A 15,777-nucleotide genomic window follows, 5' to 3' on the forward strand; every position below is an offset into this window, starting at 1 on the left:
GGCGATGGGGAGCGTGCGTCTGTGAACCGGGAAATTCCCGCGGAAAGCGCCAGAAATGGCGAAATTCCGAAGTTCCAAAAGCCACTCTTCGGAACGACGCCACCTTCCGCCCTGTCAGGTCTCGTTGTTCAGACCTTCCATAGGTACGGAGGAGTTGTGGCATATCTCGACGCAGGAAAACCTTGCGTTCGCACACCTGCTGCGGGCCGGTTGTTGTGCAGATGCAGCAGCAGCGGTGCGCGTTATTGCGCGAACGAACGCAAAAACGCCGGGCAGGCCCGGCGTCTTGATGCAGCGTTGGATGGTGGCGATGTGCAGTCCGGGCGGCGTGCGGCATGGGCGGCAGCGTGGTGTGGCACTGCACACAAACGCGGCGGCCCCATGCCCCGCTCCCCTTAGCCGATGGCGCGTGCGCCCTGCTGCTGTTGCTGGGTCTGCGATTGTTGCTGTTCCAATACCACCGACTGACGCGCCGCGTTTTCGGCAACGCGTTGGCTGCTCTGTTCCAGCGGAGTATTCATTGCCGTCATGGTGTCCACGCTCACGCGCAGCTGTGCCGGGTCGTCGACGCGGCCCTGCACGGCGAAGGTGCGTGCGGCATCCGGGCTCATCATCACCGCATCGATGCGCTGGCCACCGGCGGCGTGCATTTCCGATGCGAGCGAACCGGGTAACTGCGCACTGTGCTGGTCGGGCGTGCGCCCGGCACGTGCGTCCTGCGCGTGCACGCCGCGCTGGGCATCCTGGAACAAGCCATTGCCCACGTGTCCGGGTTGATCGATCCGCAAGGAGGTGTGGCCGTTGCCATGCTCGCGTGCGTCGCGTTTGGCCGGCTCGCCCGGCGCGAGCGGGCCGCGGATGGCGTCGATGGCGTCCTGGCCGAGGCCGCGCGCGCTGCGCGTGAGGATGGTGGTACCGGTGCGCAGCCCGTCCACATCGCTGCGGTACTCGTCGATCATGCGCTTGTTCTGCTCGGCGAGCGGGCGCGCGTTGGGGTCCCTGAGCGCAGAATGTTCGCCCAGAAAGTTGCCCAGCTTGTGCGCACCGAGCGAACCGCCGGCCGCAACCAGCGGGTAATCGGGAATCAGGAAGTTGGCCTTGCTGTTGCTGTAGCCGGCACCGCTCAAGGTGGCGATCTCATCGGGCTTGGCATACATGCGCACCTGCCCGAAGTGCGGCGATGCCGCGCTGACCGGGTCCGATGCCATGACATGATTGATCACGCTATTGCCACCTTCCGGAATCCGGTAACTCAGGCTTGCCGCGCCATACGCGTTGAAGGTTTCGCCCTTGAGGCCGTAGTGGTGTGCGGACACCTGCGCAAGCGCGCCGCCGAGCGAATGGCCGGTGACGGTGACTTCCGGCGTACGTCCTTCTTCCTTACCGAATTCCTTCGCGTACCCCAGGGCATGCTTGGTCAATGCCAACGCATCGGCTGCCTGCGGATTAGTCCGCGAGGTGACCATGGTGGCGTCAGTGAGAATGTCGTTGGCCGCACCTTCGGTGCCCCGATGCGCAACAACGATTTCGCCACTCCCCTCACGTCGATAGATCGTGCCCTGGTAGCCGCTGGATTGATTGTTGACATGCTCGAGGACAGCGTAGCGCTGTCCTTCGATTGTCACGATCTCTTCTTGCCCCGGGGCGCGGCGGCCTACTGCACGATCCTTATAAACGTCATCGGAGAGACCGGCGTATTGCGTTGAAGGAATGCTCATGGCGCAACTTCCTTGGCAGCCAGCGTGATGGTGAACAGCTTGTCGCGAATCTCTGGCTTGAACTCTTCGATATTGCGCTTGCCCATATCGGGAAAATCGCTCATTTCCGATCGCGGGTAACGCTCGCTCCAGTAGTACTTGCTCGATGCAGTCTGTCCAGTCACGGTTGCGGCTTCGATAAACGACAAGAACCGCGTCTCATCTTCGGCGCCGGTGGCCTTGAGCAGCACGCTGGCGCCGCTGAATTCCCAATGGCACACGCCGCGACCGTAGTAGTCCTCGTCCTGCATCAGATCCAGATACACCGTGCCGCGGTATTCGGTCTCGGAAATCTTCTTGAGCGCCACATTTTCCTGACTGGTGATGCGGCCGGCGGTGCCGGTTTCCGGCTGGATCTTGCCGCATTCCTGCTCGTTGCTGACATCGTATTGCGCCGCAGCCTCCACCAGGCTAAAAGCGCCGGGCGCCTTGTCCAAGGTGAGCGTGACCTCGTAGGCCTTGCGCGGGCTCGGATTCAACCTGGCAAGACCGCGGCCGCCGGCCTGAACGTCGGCTGCTGCAGTGGCCTCGGTGGCGGAGGAATGGGTCTGGGTCATGCTGGTCTCCGGGGAGTGACAGGCCGTAAGCAAAAGGGCCAGCAGGCTTGGGGTCAACATCTGGCGCAAGGCCGGCCTCCGTGGCAGGTGGGCGGCCAATCTAGTCCGCTCGCGTTCGGCCGGTCAATCGCCACCACGTGAGGATGAGGCTGCCAGAGAGTTGTGCATGGCAGCAAAGCTGCCATGATCCAGCGCAGCTGCTGCCACGAAGAGTGCGCCATGCGCCACCGCCCGCGATCACTGCCCCACCAGACATCGATCGCCGCGCGCATGCCCTGGCGCCGCAGCTTGCGCATGCGTGTACTGCTGGCGGCCACCGCGGTGCTGGTGGCGTTGCTGACGGTGCTGGGCACGGTGTTCTACCTGGGCGCGCGCGCCGAGCTGGTGGAGGCGGCGCGCACCGAGGTGGATGGCCTGACCGAACAGACCGCGCGCAGCCTGGCGGCCTTGCTCGATTCGGTGCAGGTGAGCGGGCGCACGCTGGCCGCCAGCAGTAGCGGCGTGGGGCTGCAACCGTTCAATCTGCGTGCGTTGCTGCTGGCCACGCTCACCGGCGACCCGGATATCGGGGCGGCGCGACTGATCATTGCGCCGCGCACGCAGAAGGCCGGCGACAGCGGGTTTGTGTGGTACGTGCACCGCAGCGGCACGCGCATCGCGGAAAAATCCGCGCTGGAACTGGGTTACGACTATCGCGCGATGCCCTGGTATCTGCGCACCCAGCGCGAGGGCCGCGCATGGTGGTCCGAGCCCTACCTGGATGCCAACGGCGGCGGCCTGTACACCAGCTACAACCTGCCACTGCGCCGGCCTGGCGATGCACCGGACACGGCGCCGGTGGGCATGGTGAGCGTGGACCTGCCGTTGCAGCATCTGCGCGAGATCATCGATCAGCTGCCGCGCGATATCGGCATCCAGACGATGCTGCTGTCGCCGGAAGGCCTGCTGGTCTTCAGCCCCGACCCGGCACTCAATCTGCGCCACTCGCTCACCGCCTATGTGGCCCGTTCGCGCCCGGATCTGCGGCCATTGCAACGCGCGGTGGCGGCCGGCCAGCCGATTTCGTTTTCGCATACCGCGCCCGACGGCGAGCGCTTTCTGACCCATAGCGCAGCGGTGGGGCGCAGCGGCTGGACCTTCGTGTTGTCGGCTTCCGAAGGCTACGTGCTGGCCGACCTGAACTGGCTGGCGGCATGGGTGGCGCTGGCCGCGCTGCTGGGCGCCATGGTGTGGTGGTGGTTGATGCGGCGGATCACGCGCAAGTTGACGCGACCGATCGAAGAACTGACAGACACCGCCGAGCATTTTCGTCGTGGCGAATTCGAGTACCCGTTGCAGCACATCGAACGCGACGACGAGGTGGGCGTGATGGCACGCGCCTTCGACAGCGCACGCGATGCGATCCGCCACCACATCGCCGAGATCGGCGAGATGACCGCCGCGCGCGAACGCATGCACAGCGAGCTGCAGATCGCGCGCGAGATCCAGCAGGCGATGCTGCCTTCCGGGCGCACCTTCGACCGCGCCAGTTCGCATCTGGAAACCTGCGCCTGGCTGGAACCGGCCAAGGCGGTGGGCGGAGATTTCTACCACTTTGTGGAAACCGAACCGGGCCTGCTGTGGTTCGTGGTGGGCGATGTCTCCGACAAGGGCGTGCCGGCGGCCTTGTTCATGGCGCGCGCGGTGAGCGTGCTGGAGATTGCCGCGCGCCGGTACACGCGCCCGGACGCGATCTTGATTGCCGCGTCCACGCGGTTGGCCGAAAACAACGAGACCTGCATGTTCGCCACCGTGCTGTGCGGCCTGATCAACGTGGTGAGCGGCGACTACTGGCTGGCCAGCGCTGGGCACGAGCCGCCGCTGTTGATCGATATCGACGGCACGGCACGCCCGTTGCCACTGGAAACCGGTGCGCCGCTGGGGATCGAGCCGCAGGAGTCCTATCCGGTGCTGCAGGGCCGCATGAGCGCCGGGCAGACCTTGCTGGGCTACACAGATGGCGTGACCGAGGCGATGGACGAGCGCGGCGCCAGCTACGGGTTGGAGCGGTTGCTGGCGGCGCTGCACCCGCGCCGCAGCGCGGCGGCGCAATGCAAGGCGGTGATCGCCAATATCGCCCGTTTCACCGGCACGGCCGATCCGTACGACGACATCACGCTGCTGGCGATCCGGCTGCGCCAGGAGCATGCTGGGCGGGTCGCACACGCTGGCCGGGACGCGCCCGGAAAGGCAACGACTGCATGAAGCTCGATTTGGCCATCGCGCCATCGCTGGCCCAGCTGGCCGGCGCCAACGATGCGCTGGAACAGTCGCTCACGCTCGAGGGCCTGCACGCCGAGCGCATCGGCCAGGTGCGGTTGATCGTGGAAGAGCTCGGCTGCAACGCGCTGACCCACGGCCAGTGCGCCGCACAGCCGCTGCGCCTGCAGCTGCAGCTGGACGCCCAGGCGCTGGTATTGGAAATGCACGATGCAGGCAGCGCCTTCGACCCCTGCGCCGCGCCCATGCCCGAGGTGACCGACGAGCTCGACGACCGCGCCATCGGCGGGCTGGGGTTGTTTTTGGTCCATCAGTTCGCCGATCACATCGACTATCGCCGCGATGGTGCATATAACGTCGTGCGCGTCACCCTGCTGCACCCGTACGCCCCTGTCCCCGAGGCCCTGTCATGACCACGCTCGCCATCCAGATCGACCCGCCGCAAGATACCCGTCAACGCGTCATTCTGACCGGGCGGCTGGACACCCACACCTACCAGGACCTGGACGCGGCGCTGTCGCCGTTGCTGGGCACCCGCATCACCACGCTGGTACTCGATCTGAGCGCACTGGTATACATTTCCAGCGCCGGCATCCGCTGCATCTTCAAGGCGCGCAAGGCGCTGGCCACGCGCCAGGGCAAGGTGCTGGTGAGCAACCCGCAACCGCAGATCCGCAAGGTCTTCGACATGGTCAAGGCGGTACCGTTGAGCGACGTGTTCGCCTCCACCGAAGAGCTGGACGCGTACCTGGCCGCGATGCAGCGCAAGGTGATCGAACAGAGCGCGCAGAGCGATGCGCCGATCGTGCCGCACTTCGCCGAAGCCTGAGCGCAGCTGTCCTACCGACGGCGCTCACGGCCGGGTGAGCGCGGCATGGCGCGTACGTGGCATCGGCCATGCAGGCAGTGCGGGCGCTGCGGGCTTTCCTTCAGTGCCGACGACTGCGCGCCACATCGATGTCGCCGCCGACGTCGCCTGCGCGCACATGTGGGGACCTGTGTGCGTGGGTGCCGGGCGCCATCCTGGTTAGAGCGTGTGATGTCCGTTGAGGTGAGTGCGAAGCGTCCTGTGGCGCATCGAGACAAGGCGTGCGCTGCGGCCCAGGCTGGCGGCCTGGGCAAGGCGCGCAGCGGGGTATCGGCGCGCCACAGGACGCTTCCCGGCGGGTTGGCCGCCAGCGGCACGGAGCGGGCGCCACGCAGCACCCGCTCCGCACCGCTGGCGGCCAACGCATCTCATCTCAACGTGCATCACACGCTTTAGGCTATGACGCCCTGCCCTGCGCGTTGTCATGCCCGCACTGATCATTTTCGATTTCGACGGCACGCTTGCCGATTCGTTTGGTTTCTTTCTCAGCACGCAGCGGCTGCTGGCCGAACGGCATGGCTTTCGCGCGGCGCAAGCGCATGAAGTCGACGATGCCCGTCGATTAAGCACGCGCGAATTGCTCAAGGCATCGGGCCTGAGCACGTGGCGCGTCCCATGGGTGGCGGCCGACTTCATCCGGCTCATGCGCGCCGCGCCACCGGTGGCGTTGTTTCCCGGCATTGCCCACACTGTGAGCACGCTGCATGCCCGGGGCACCCGGCTGGCCGTGGTGTCGTCCAACTCCGTGGAGAACGTGCAACGCGCGCTGGGCGCAGAGTTGAGCGCCACATTTGCCGTCATCGAAGGCGGCGCGCATCTGCTGGGCAAACAACGCGCCTTGCGTCGTGTGCTGCGTGCCACCGGGCACACTGCGTCGCAAGCGGTATACGTGGGCGACCAGGTCGCCGACTGGGAAGCCGCACAGGTCGTGGGCCTGCCGTTTGCCGCGGTGGCGTGGGGCTATGCGCATCCGGACGTGTTCGCCGGGTTGGCCGGAACGCAATTGATCGAACGCGTGGAAGACCTGCTTGCGTTGAGCGGACAATAGGCGGCGGGGATGGGGGATTGGCAATCGCTGGGCATTGCCGGTGATGGGTGTCGACGTCCCGTCATCCGCCCTTCGGGCACCTTCTCCGGATTGGAGAAGGAAGCTGCGATCCCGGGGCGCGTGGTGATGCGCCCGGACAGCGCCAACGTCTACACCCCACCGACCCGCGGCAACGGCGCCGGTACGTTCAACATGCCGCCGGCCGCGACATACGCTGCCAGGGCCTGGCCCTGGCTCAACAGGTGCCCGTGCATGGTGCGCTCGGCGCCTTCGGCATCGCCGCGTCGCACGCAGTCCATCAGCTGGCGATGTTCCGCCAGCGATTGCGCCATGCGCCCGGGCGTGAGCAACTGACGGCCGCGGTGCATCTTCAAGATGCGGTGCAGATCGTGCGTCACCCGGATCAACCAGGGATTGCCGGCGTATTGCTGCACGGTTTCGTGGATCAGGTAATTGTTGCGGTAATACTCGGCCACATCGCCGGCTGCCGACGCGGCTTCCATTGCCGCATGCAGCTCTTCCAGGCGCTGCACGCCGGCCGCGTCGATGCGCTTGACCGCATCGTGCGCGCAGCGGCCTTCCAGCATCGCCATCACCGGGAACAACTGGTTGAGGTCTTCCAGCGTCAGCCGGGTGACCCGGCTGCCGCGGCCGGCATCCAGCTGCACCAGGCCTTCGGCAGCGAGCAGCTTGAGACTTTCGCGCAGCGGCGTGCGGCTGATGCCGAGTTCCTCGGCCAGGGCCGGCTCGTCGATCCACTCGCCCGGCGGCAGCGCGTAATCGTAGATCTTCTGACGCAGGCGCTCGGCCACTTCCTCGTACAGCGGCACGCGCTTTTTGGAGGCGCGCGAATCAGGAGCGAGGGTCATGGTAGGCAGGCTGTCGGCATCGGGGCGGGGCGCCCATTCTACGTGGGCGCCCCGCTGCGCTGTGGCGTGTGGCCCGCATCACAGCCAGCCCGGCACCACGAAGACCAGCCACGCTGCCAGCGGCCCCAGCAACACCACCAGGCCGCTGTAGATCAGGAAGCGGCGGAACAGGCCGTCGCGTTCTTCCTTGGCCGCCGAGGCCACCACCAGCGCGCCGTTGGTGGAAAACGGGCTGACATCGACAATGGTGGAGGACACTGCCAGCGCGCAGATCACCCCGGCCGCACCCAACTGGCCCTGCATCAGGAATGGCACCGCCAACGGAATGGTGGCCCCCAGCACCGCTGCCGAAGAGGCGAATGCCGAGACGATACCGCCGACGTAGCAGACCAGCAGCGCGCCCAGCAGCGGCATGCCGATGTGCGAGACACCGGTACCGATGTAGTCCACCGCACCGGACTTTTCCAGCACGGCGATATAGGTCACCACGCCACTGATCAGCAGCACGGTAGACCAGCTGATGCCATCTACCGCGCCCTTCTGTGCGTTGGGCGAAATCAGCGCCAGTGCCACCGCGACCGTGATCGAGACCAGGCCGACGTTGAGGTTGTAGATCAACGCAGCAACGCCCAGGCCCAGCAGGCCGATCAAGGTGATCACGCGGTCGCGGGTGATCGATACCGCCTCCAATGCCAGCGGGTCGGTGGACAGGGTGCCGCCGCCCGGCGCCACCAGTGCACCGTGCCCTTCGATCGCAAAGCCGCGGTGCGACGCCTGGTCGCCGGCAACCGCAACGTACTGCGCATCGGCCAGCGACAGCTCCTGCCGACGCATCAACTTCAGTCCACCGAAGGCGCAGAAGCAGATGATCGCCATCATCAGGTTAAAGCCCAGGCTAGTGAGGAACACCGCCATCTCGCTGACGTCCAGCCCGGCTTTTTCGACCACCTTGTTGGTGATGCCGCCATACACGCTGATCGGCGAAAAACCGCCGCCCTGCGCACCGTGGATCACCAGCAACCCCATCATCAACGGATTGATGCGGTACTGCTTGGCAAAGCGCAGCGCCACCGGCCCGATGATGACCACCGCTGCCGGCCCCAGCGCACCGAAGGCGGTCAGCAGCCCGGTAATGACGAACATCACCCACGGGATGGCGACGATGCGCCCCCGCACCGCACGCACCGCCCAATGCACCAGCAAATCGATGGTGCCGTTCTTCTGCGCGATGGCGAACAGATAGGTAATGCCGACCAGGGTCAGGAACAGGTCGCCAGGAAAGCCGGCCAGCACTTCCTTGCCCTCCAGCCCCACCCACACGCCGCCAATGATGAAGGCCAGCGCGAACGCCACCGCCCCCATGTTGATGGGCAATGCAGTGGCGACGATGAACATGATCACCAAGCCAAGAATCGTTGCAATTTGCGGGGTCATGCGCCCTCCCAGACACCTGATACGCGTACAGCACGGATGGCCGCCCGCCACCCTGGGGTCACACCGTGTGCAGCACCTGCCTGATCGTCATGCCGCGCGCTCGCACGCAGCCGCGACCCATTCGACAACACCGTGGGTGCTGTGGAATTCGTCCACCGAGCGCGCTTCGCACGCCGGCAGTAACTCGCGCGCCATCCGCGCCAATGCGCTGCCAGGACCGAGTTCGAGAAACACGCGTGCGCCGCGTTCGGCGGCTTGCACCAGCACGTCGTACCAGCGCACGGTCTGCGCGATCTGCCTGGACAACGTGTCGACCACCAGGGCGTGCGTGCCGACCGCACGTGCATCGATGCCTGCCAAGACGCGCAGCTTGGGGGCGAGAAGGTCTGCGCTTTCCAGCTCGATGGCAAAGCCTTCGGCGGCCGCGCTCAACCACGGCGTGTGCGCCGGCACGCTCACCGGCAGCAAGGTGACGCGCGCACCTTGTGCGCTGGCCGCCTCGCCAAGCGCCCGCAACGCAACGTGCGGGCCGCCGAGCACGGCGTGATCGTCGCCGTTGATGATCGCGAGCGCTGCGCCGTGCGCCTGGCACAGCGTTTCCAGGGCGCGCAAGGGCACACCGATCACCGCCATCAGCCCCGCCTGCTGCGGGCTGGCCGCATCCATCAGCCGGGCGCGCGTCGCTGCCAGCTGCAGGCAGGTGTCGGTGGACATGCTGCCGGCCACCGCATGTGCGGCAAGCTCGCCAACGCTATAACCGAGCACCAGCAGCGGCGTGGGAAGTTGCGCACACAGTGCCTGCCAATGCGCCAGCGTGCCGGCGCAGACCAGTGGTTGTGCGATGGCGTTGGCGTAGCGGCCCGGATCTGCGGCCAGTGTTTGTGGTGCGACGCCAAGCACGCGCTGTGCGCTGGCGAAGACGGCGGCCGCCGCAGGTGCGTCTGCAACACGCGCGAACATCTCGGCGAGTTGCCCGCCTTGGCCCGGGCAGAGCACGGCCAGGCTCATGCAGTGGCCTGACCGAGTTTGCAGGATTGTCGTGCGCGCACGCTGCCGTATTCGGTATTGCGCGCGATGTGCCGGCAAACCTGGACGCGGAGATTGACCGAGGGACAACGTGCGCGGTTTGTTGCGACGGCAGACAGGTCAACAGCCGTCGTGGCTGCGATCAACATGTCGCGGCCATGCATCTGAGCAGGCAACACTTGTTCTGCAGCCAGGGCGCAAGCGCGGCTCATGCCAGCTCCTGCCGATGCAGGAACCATGCACAGGCCAGCAGATCCGCGCTGCCGCCGGGGCTCAGGCGACGGGCGACGAAGCGCTGCCCGATCGCATGCAACCGCGCGCGCCACTGCGATTGGGCAATGCCGCCGTCGGCAAGGAAGGCTGCCGCCTGCGCCTTGGCGAATGTCAGGCCTTCCGGCCCGCCACGATGCAATAGATTGAGATCGTCCACCTGGGCGATGAGCTGCATCAGGGTCTGCACCAGCGCCGCTTCACGCGTGACGCCACCCGCAAGCGCGGTCCGCAGCGCAGGCAGTGCGATCTCACGCAGCAGTGGATACCCTGTCGCAGCTTGTTCGCGCACGCCACTGATGCGGTATTGCGCACGCACGCGCTGGCCATGGCTGTGCGGGTTCAACGGTGCAGCCCGCAATGCATCGCGCCAGGCGCGTACGCCATCGCAGACCTGTTCTGCCGTGGGGCGCCGCCCCTGCTCACTGCGCAGGCGTGCAGCCTGCGCAGTGAGCAGGCCCAGGCTGAAAATTGCGCCGCGATGGGTATTGACGCCACAGGTCGCGCGCAACATCGCGGACTCGACCGCGATGCCCAGCTCGCGGAGCCGTTCGAATGGCGCGTGGTCGATGCCGGCCTGGGCAATGGCGACAAAATAGCCACGCAAGGCGAACAGGCTACGCACGAACGTGGCTGCATCCATGTCGGTGTGGCTGCCGCTGTCGAACGGCGTTACCAAGCCCGGCTTGGGCGCACAGGCCAGCTCTGCATGCAGGGCGCCAACCGCCAGCCGGCCGAGCTGGTAGGCAGCATGGCGCGGCGGCGCAAGCGCACTGGCAACCCAGTGTTGCTGCAGCTGCGCGCTCATGCCGCACTCCGGACCGGAAACAGCGCAGCACGCGGCAACAGCCGGCAGTCCTGGTTGGATTTCACCAACACCTGTTGCGCGTTGCCGGCGTACTCGCGCCAGTTCACCGCGTTGTCGCCGGGCAGCAGCAGTTCGCCATCGGCACGCAGACCATGACGCTGCTCCCAGCGTTGCAACAGCGCGATCACCACATGCGCCTGCTGTGGAGTTTCGATGGACCACAACAGATCCAGATCCGATTGCGCGTGCACGTACGTCAGGCCGGTCAAGGTCTGCAACGCGAAGCTGCCGAAGACGCGCGGCTGCAATGCGTGCGCGCGGGCGTGCGTGAGCAAGCCCTGCAATGCCGGCTGCAGCGCACCGGGCGCGTGTGTCAGCACTGCATCCAGTGCCAGTGGCACGGAACAGCGCGCGACATCGGCAACGTGCGCTTGTAACGCCAGGCGCTGCTTGCCCTCGCTGGGCGGCAACGGCACACCCAGCCGCAGGGTGCCCGGTGCCTGACTGCCATCGCCACGCGCCACCACCGCTGGCAGGCCGGCCGCGAACCACCGCTGCAGCCGTGGCTGCGCGCCAGGCGTGACGGCCTGCCACTGCGCATCTTCGCGCAACCACACCAGGGCGTGGCGGCCGGCCATGCTCAGGCCTCGCCCGCAGCCACGGCGCTGGCGACATCGCGCGCCAGCGTGCGCCCGCCGCGTTGCGCGCCGCGCGCACGGCGCTGGTCGCCGTCGGCCGGGACGGCCAGTGCGTCGAGCAGCGCCTGCGCCAGATCGCCCTCCCACAGCGATTCCACCGCGCCCATGCGCACGTAATTTTCCACGCCTGGGGCGAACACCGGCGAGCTCTTGCTCAACGCCTGCAAGGTGTCGACCGATTGCTTGGTCACGCGCGCCATCGCGCGCAGATCCATAACCCGGATCTGCGCATCGGGCAACGCATGGATATGGTCGGCCATCAAGCCGAACGACAGGAATCCACCGCTGACCGATTCGCCGTAGACCAGCGTGATCAGCCGCGCGCCGCGCCTGCGTGCCAACTCCAGCGCACGTGCCAGATGTGCGAAGTAGCCGTTGATGCCGAGTAATTCATCGCGCCGTGCCAGCCGCTGCCCGGCAGTGTCGGCCAGCATCACGATCGGGCGCTGCGGGTGTGCGCGGGTACTTGCCAGGACAGTGGCAGCCAGGGCCAAGGCGTGATCGACGCCGACTTCGAGCTTGTTGGCGGTACCGATCACGGTGACGTCGCCGGCGGCGGTGGTTGCGCTGCCGGTCAGCACATCGTCGTTGCGCGCGATGGCGTGACCGAGCGGAAACAGCTGATCGAGCAAGCGGCTCAGTTCCATGGAAGGCTCCGGTCTGCGGTTGCGGCAAGAAAGGCCTCGGTATCGAGCAACGGCAGGCGCTGCGCATCGACAATGCCCTGGCGCTTCCAGATCTCCAGTCCGTCGCGGCAATCGCCGTACGCATCGATGCGCGCTGCCAACTGCTGCTGCGCATGCTCCAGCGCCTGCAATTCGGCTTCACCCGTCGCTTCGGTGAGTGCATCGAGCGTGGCCAGCGCTGCATCGGCGAAGGCATCGATACGATCGGCCACCAGCGTTTGCGCTTCGCCTAGCAGGTAGCGGTGTTTGCCGCCGGTCACGCGCCACACCAGGGCACGGTCGCGCGCGTCGAACTCTTCCACTCCACGCACGGTTTCGATCACGTCCGGGCCGGACAACGACAAGCGGCCTTCTTCGGACATGATCACCGCGCTGCAGCAGCGCGCCACGATGCCCATGCCACCGAACGCACCGTTGCCGCTGCCGATCAAGGCCAGCACCGGCACACCGGCGGCACGCGCGCTCAAGGTGGCACGCATGATTTCGGAGATGGCGATCAGCCCGGCATTGGCCTCATGCAGACGCACGCCGCCGGTGTCCAGCAGCAACAGCACCGCGGCCGGCTGCGTGGTTGCGGCGCGTTCCAGCAGGCCGGTGAGTTTGGCGCCATGCACTTCGCCCACGCCGCCGCCCATGAAGGCGCCTTGCTGCGCAGCGATCAAGACATTGCGGCCACGCAAGCTGCCTTCGCCCACCACGATGCCGTCATCGAACGCGCCGGGTGTCTCCAGTTGTGCCAGATGCGGGCTGATCAGGCGGCGCCGCGGGCCAACAAATTCGCGAAGGCTGCCGGCATCCAGCAGACCATCGATACGTTCGCGGGCATCGGCTTCGTAGTAGCTGCGCTGGGCCATGGGAACGGTGGTGCTCATGGGTGGCTCCCGACGGCATGCGTAGGAGCGCACCTGGGCGCGACCTGGGTATTACCGGCAACGCCCCTCGCGCCCGGGTGCGCTCCTACGGGATGGTTGGGGTGTGCTGGCTGGCGGCTCATGCGTCGGCTCCCTGCAGCACATCCAGCGCTTGTTCCAGGCGCAAACTCACCACCGCCGGCGTGGCGCCGACATCGTTGATGCTGATGCGCACATCGCGCAGTGGGTGACGTGCGGCGAAGTCGTCCAGCACTGCCTGCCAGATCGCGCCAAAGCCGCGTGCGGCGGTGAGGATATCGATTTCCATCGCGCCCTCGAGCGGCACGCGCTCGACCAGCACTTCCAGATTGCCGGACGCCACGACGCCGACCAGCGCGTGTTCCAGCCCGGCGCGTGCGCCACGCTGGCCATCAAAGCGATATCGCAGGGTTTCCATGCTATGCCCTTACCAATTGCGAAAACGTTTCGGCGGGTCGTACAAGCCGCCGGACCAACGCACCAGGTCCTTCACCGTGCGCGCTGCAAGCAAATCGCGCGTGGCATCGCGCGGGCGGATGCCCAGATCGTCCGGCCGCTTGATAACGCCGCGGTCGCGCAGGTTTTCGACCATGCGCCTGTCGCGCCCCAGGCCCACCGCGGTATAGCCCGACACACCGCGGATCGCCTGTTCGCGCTCTTCCGGCGTGCGGCACAACAGCAGGTTGGCGATGCCTTCTTCGGTGAGCACGTGGCTGACATCGTCGCCGTAGATCATCACCGGCGGCAGCGGCATGTTGGCGCGTTCGGCCAGTTCCCAGGCGTCGAGTGTGTCGACGAATGCCGGCGCCATGTGTTCGCGGAAGGTCTCCACCATCTGCACCACCAGCTTGCGCCCGCGTGGCATTTCGCCGGGTCTTGCGGCTTCGCGCCCGGCCTTGAGCCAGGCGTCGCTGGCATGCCGGCGGCCGCGCGCATCCGAGCCCATGTTGGGCGCGCCGCCGAAACCGGCGATGCGGTCGCGTGTGGCGGTGGAGCTGTTGCCCTGCAGATCGATCTGCAGGGTGGAGCCGATGAACATGTCGCAGGCATACAAACCGGCGGTCTGCGACAGTGCGCGGTTGGAGCGCATGCTGCCGTCGGCGCCGGTAAAGAAGATGCCCGGGCGTGCGGCGATGTACGTCTCCATGCCCAGTTCGGAACCGAACGAATGCACCGACTGCACGAAGCCCGATTCGATGGCCGGGATCAGCGCCGGATGCGGATTGAGCGCCCAATGCCTGCAGATCTTGCCCTTCAGCCCCAGCGATTGCGCGTAGGTGGGCAGCAACAGCTCGATCGCGGCGGTATCGAAGCCGATGCCGTGATTGAGCCGGTCCACGCCATATTCGGCATAGATGCCCTTGATGGCCATCATAGCCATCAACACCTGGATCTCGGAGATCTGCGCCGGGTCGCGGGTGAACAACGGTTCGATGTAATTGGGCTTGGGCGCCTGGGTCACGAAATCCACCCAATCGGCGGGAATATCCACGCGCGGCAAGGTGTCGAGGATTTCGTTGACCTGCGCGATCACGATGCCGCCCTTGAACGCGGTGGCTTCCACGATCACCGGCGTGTCTTCGGTATTGGGGCCGGTGTAGAGATTGCCGTGGCGATCGGCGGCCTGCGCGGTGACCAGTGCGATGCGCGGGGTCAGGTCGATGAAGTAGCGGCCGAACAATTCCAGGTAGGTGTGGATGGCACCGATTTCGATGCGACCTTCACTCACCAGCCCGGCCAGGCGCGCGGCCTGCGGGCCGGAGAACGAAAAGTCCAGGCGCTTGGCGATGCCGCGCTCGAATACATCCAGATGCGCGGCAAGCGACAGCACCGATTGCACCATGTGCAGGTCATGCACGCGCGCCGGATCCACCTCGGTGAGGCAACGCGCCAGGAAATCGGCCTGCTTCTGGTTGTTGCCTTCCAGGCACACGCGGTCGCCCGGCTCGATCACCGCTTCCAGCAACGCCACGACATCGTCGGCAGCCACAACACGCCCCTGCGGCGCCAGCGCGGCGGCCCGCTGCAAGCGCCGACGCCGGCTGTCGGCCCGGGTGTCCCACTGTCGACTCATGCCTGTGCCTCGCCGGGACGAGCCCGTAATGTCAAAGTAATTACATCGTAATTATGTGCGGCACGCGTGTCTAGCCGCGTTGCAGCATCCGGTTTCGGCGCCGGACAGGCGGTCAGCCGCCTGAGGCCCGAGCGCTTGTGTATCGGCAAATTTCGATATATCGTTTCTCCATGCTTCGATATATCGAATGAAACAGCGCCCTTCCGTCAGCCCAACGGTCGATCTCGATGCAGCGCCTGCCCGCGCCCGCGGTGCCGGCGCGCGCGCCCGCCCGCTGGAACACGGCGATCTGCGCCTGCTGCTGCTGGCGCTCATCGCCGAGCGTCCGCGCCATGGCTATGAGCTGATGCGGCAGATCGCCGCGCTCTTCAAAGGGTTGTACACGCCTAGGGAAGGTCTGAACAACGAGACCTGACAGGGCGGAAGGTGGCGTCGTTCCGAAGAGTGGCTTTTGGAACTTCGGAATTTCGCCATTTCGCCATTTCTGGCGCTTTCCGCGGGAATTTCCCGGTTCACAGACGCACGCTCCCCAT

General features: G+C 66.3%; 16 protein-coding genes and 1 pseudogene. 5 read left to right on the forward strand and 12 right to left on the reverse strand.

Features of this window, described 5'->3' with window-relative positions:
- Nucleotides 1-395: 395 nt before the first annotated feature.
- Complete coding sequence (locus J7367_RS06760; RefSeq protein WP_057663414.1) at nt 396-1,718, reverse strand: XVIPCD domain-containing protein; 1,323 nt, start codon at nt 1,716-1,718, stop codon at nt 396-398.
- Nucleotides 1,715-2,314 (reverse strand): hypothetical protein, encoded by a 600-nt coding sequence (locus tag J7367_RS06765; RefSeq protein ID WP_057663417.1) that lies wholly within the window; start codon nt 2,312-2,314, stop codon nt 1,715-1,717. The genes J7367_RS06760 and J7367_RS06765 overlap by 4 nt, the downstream gene beginning before the upstream one ends.
- A gap of 219 nt (nt 2,315-2,533) precedes the next feature.
- Between J7367_RS06765 and J7367_RS06770 the strand changes: the two genes are divergently transcribed.
- The 4 genes from J7367_RS06770 to J7367_RS06785 all read left to right on the forward strand — a co-directional run bounded on the left by J7367_RS06770 (nt 2,534) and on the right by J7367_RS06785 (nt 6,489).
- Nucleotides 2,534-4,558, forward strand: coding sequence for a SpoIIE family protein phosphatase (locus J7367_RS06770; protein WP_081027975.1), 2,025 nt, complete (start codon nt 2,534-2,536; stop codon nt 4,556-4,558).
- Nucleotides 4,555-4,986 carry an ATP-binding protein gene (locus J7367_RS06775; protein ID WP_007969522.1) on the forward strand — a complete coding sequence of 144 codons (432 nt, stop codon included), beginning with the start codon at nt 4,555-4,557 and terminating at the stop codon, nt 4,984-4,986. Before J7367_RS06770 ends, J7367_RS06775 begins: the two co-directional genes overlap by 4 nt.
- Nucleotides 4,983-5,402: an STAS domain-containing protein gene (locus J7367_RS06780; protein WP_057663419.1), complete on the forward strand. Its 420-nt coding sequence runs from the start codon at nt 4,983-4,985 to the stop codon at nt 5,400-5,402. The genes J7367_RS06775 and J7367_RS06780 overlap by 4 nt, the downstream gene beginning before the upstream one ends.
- A gap of 463 nt (nt 5,403-5,865) precedes the next feature.
- Nucleotides 5,866-6,489, forward strand: a complete 624-nt coding sequence (locus tag J7367_RS06785; RefSeq protein ID WP_007962444.1) for an HAD hydrolase-like protein — start codon at nt 5,866-5,868, stop codon at nt 6,487-6,489.
- Between the two features lie 149 nt (nt 6,490-6,638).
- Here the strand turns inward: J7367_RS06785 and J7367_RS06790 are convergent, their stop codons facing one another.
- From J7367_RS06790 to mdcA, 10 genes are all read right to left on the reverse strand, one after another.
- Nucleotides 6,639-7,358: a GntR family transcriptional regulator gene (locus J7367_RS06790; protein WP_008576608.1), complete on the reverse strand. Its 720-nt coding sequence runs from the start codon at nt 7,356-7,358 to the stop codon at nt 6,639-6,641.
- A gap of 78 nt (nt 7,359-7,436) precedes the next feature.
- Nucleotides 7,437-8,792 (reverse strand): SLC13 family permease, encoded by a 1,356-nt coding sequence (locus J7367_RS06795; protein WP_057663422.1) that lies wholly within the window; start codon nt 8,790-8,792, stop codon nt 7,437-7,439.
- Between the two features lie 87 nt (nt 8,793-8,879).
- Nucleotides 8,880-9,800, reverse strand: a complete 921-nt coding sequence (mdcH, locus tag J7367_RS06800; RefSeq protein ID WP_057663424.1) for a malonate decarboxylase subunit epsilon — start codon at nt 9,798-9,800, stop codon at nt 8,880-8,882.
- Complete coding sequence (locus J7367_RS06805) at nt 9,797-10,030, reverse strand: hypothetical protein (RefSeq protein ID WP_139792601.1); 234 nt, start codon at nt 10,028-10,030, stop codon at nt 9,797-9,799. Before J7367_RS06805 ends, mdcH begins: the two co-directional genes overlap by 4 nt.
- Nucleotides 10,027-10,896 carry a triphosphoribosyl-dephospho-CoA synthase MdcB gene (mdcB, locus tag J7367_RS06810; RefSeq protein WP_057663427.1) on the reverse strand — a complete coding sequence of 290 codons (870 nt, stop codon included), beginning with the start codon at nt 10,894-10,896 and terminating at the stop codon, nt 10,027-10,029. Before mdcB ends, J7367_RS06805 begins: the two co-directional genes overlap by 4 nt.
- Nucleotides 10,893-11,534 carry a malonate decarboxylase holo-[acyl-carrier-protein] synthase gene (gene mdcG, locus J7367_RS06815; RefSeq protein ID WP_057663430.1) on the reverse strand — a complete coding sequence of 214 codons (642 nt, stop codon included), beginning with the start codon at nt 11,532-11,534 and terminating at the stop codon, nt 10,893-10,895. Before mdcG ends, mdcB begins: the two co-directional genes overlap by 4 nt.
- Nucleotides 11,535-11,536: 2 nt before the next feature.
- Nucleotides 11,537-12,241: a biotin-independent malonate decarboxylase subunit gamma gene (mdcE, locus tag J7367_RS06820; RefSeq protein WP_057663433.1), complete on the reverse strand. Its 705-nt coding sequence runs from the start codon at nt 12,239-12,241 to the stop codon at nt 11,537-11,539.
- Nucleotides 12,232-13,134 (reverse strand): biotin-independent malonate decarboxylase subunit beta, encoded by a 903-nt coding sequence (locus tag J7367_RS06825; RefSeq protein WP_176214960.1) that lies wholly within the window; start codon nt 13,132-13,134, stop codon nt 12,232-12,234. The genes mdcE and J7367_RS06825 overlap by 10 nt, the downstream gene beginning before the upstream one ends.
- Nucleotides 13,135-13,270: 136 nt before the next feature.
- On the reverse strand, nt 13,271-13,588 hold the full coding sequence (mdcC, locus tag J7367_RS06830) for a malonate decarboxylase acyl carrier protein (RefSeq protein ID WP_005914105.1): 318 nt from the start codon (nt 13,586-13,588) through the stop codon (nt 13,271-13,273).
- 9 nt (nt 13,589-13,597) lie between these two features.
- The gene (mdcA, locus tag J7367_RS06835; protein ID WP_057663440.1) at nt 13,598-15,244 is read right to left on the reverse strand and encodes a malonate decarboxylase subunit alpha; all 1,647 of its coding nucleotides are present in this window, start codon (nt 15,242-15,244) and stop codon (nt 13,598-13,600) included.
- Between the two features lie 187 nt (nt 15,245-15,431).
- Between mdcA and J7367_RS06840 the strand changes: the two are divergent.
- Nucleotides 15,432-15,632 (forward strand): annotated as a pseudogene (locus J7367_RS06840) (PadR family transcriptional regulator); the annotation flags it as partial.
- Nucleotides 15,633-15,777 lie beyond the last annotated feature (145 nt).

The organism is Xanthomonas sp. D-36-1, from assembly GCF_017746155.1.
In the GTDB taxonomy this organism is placed as follows: Bacteria; Pseudomonadota; Gammaproteobacteria; order Xanthomonadales; family Xanthomonadaceae; genus Xanthomonas; species Xanthomonas cissicola.

Bases quoted from the DNA above. Each gene is read 5' to 3' on its own strand.
- mdcA (WP_057663440.1), bottom strand. From the start codon at position 15,244: ATGAGTCGACAGTGGGACACCCGGGCCGACAGCCGGCGTCGGCGCTTG.
- J7367_RS06825 (WP_176214960.1), bottom strand. From the start codon at position 13,134: ATGGCCCAGCGCAGCTACTACGAAGCCGATGCCCGCGAACGTATCGAT.
- mdcC (WP_005914105.1), bottom strand. From the start codon at position 13,588: ATGGAAACCCTGCGATATCGCTTTGATGGCCAGCGTGGCGCACGCGCC.
- J7367_RS06805 (WP_139792601.1), bottom strand. From the start codon at position 10,030: ATGAGCCGCGCTTGCGCCCTGGCTGCAGAACAAGTGTTGCCTGCTCAG.
- J7367_RS06785 (WP_007962444.1), top strand. From the start codon at position 5,866: ATGCCCGCACTGATCATTTTCGATTTCGACGGCACGCTTGCCGATTCG.
- J7367_RS06790 (WP_008576608.1), bottom strand. From the start codon at position 7,358: ATGACCCTCGCTCCTGATTCGCGCGCCTCCAAAAAGCGCGTGCCGCTG.
- mdcE (WP_057663433.1), bottom strand. From the start codon at position 12,241: ATGGAACTGAGCCGCTTGCTCGATCAGCTGTTTCCGCTCGGTCACGCC.
- J7367_RS06760 (WP_057663414.1), bottom strand. From the start codon at position 1,718: ATGAGCATTCCTTCAACGCAATACGCCGGTCTCTCCGATGACGTTTAT.
- mdcH (WP_057663424.1), bottom strand. From the start codon at position 9,800: ATGAGCCTGGCCGTGCTCTGCCCGGGCCAAGGCGGGCAACTCGCCGAG.
- mdcG (WP_057663430.1), bottom strand. From the start codon at position 11,534: ATGGCCGGCCGCCACGCCCTGGTGTGGTTGCGCGAAGATGCGCAGTGG.
- J7367_RS06765 (WP_057663417.1), bottom strand. From the start codon at position 2,314: ATGACCCAGACCCATTCCTCCGCCACCGAGGCCACTGCAGCAGCCGAC.
- J7367_RS06770 (WP_081027975.1), top strand. From the start codon at position 2,534: ATGCGCCACCGCCCGCGATCACTGCCCCACCAGACATCGATCGCCGCG.
- mdcB (WP_057663427.1), bottom strand. From the start codon at position 10,896: ATGAGCGCGCAGCTGCAGCAACACTGGGTTGCCAGTGCGCTTGCGCCG.
- J7367_RS06795 (WP_057663422.1), bottom strand. From the start codon at position 8,792: ATGACCCCGCAAATTGCAACGATTCTTGGCTTGGTGATCATGTTCATC.
- J7367_RS06780 (WP_057663419.1), top strand. From the start codon at position 4,983: ATGACCACGCTCGCCATCCAGATCGACCCGCCGCAAGATACCCGTCAA.
- J7367_RS06775 (WP_007969522.1), top strand. From the start codon at position 4,555: ATGAAGCTCGATTTGGCCATCGCGCCATCGCTGGCCCAGCTGGCCGGC.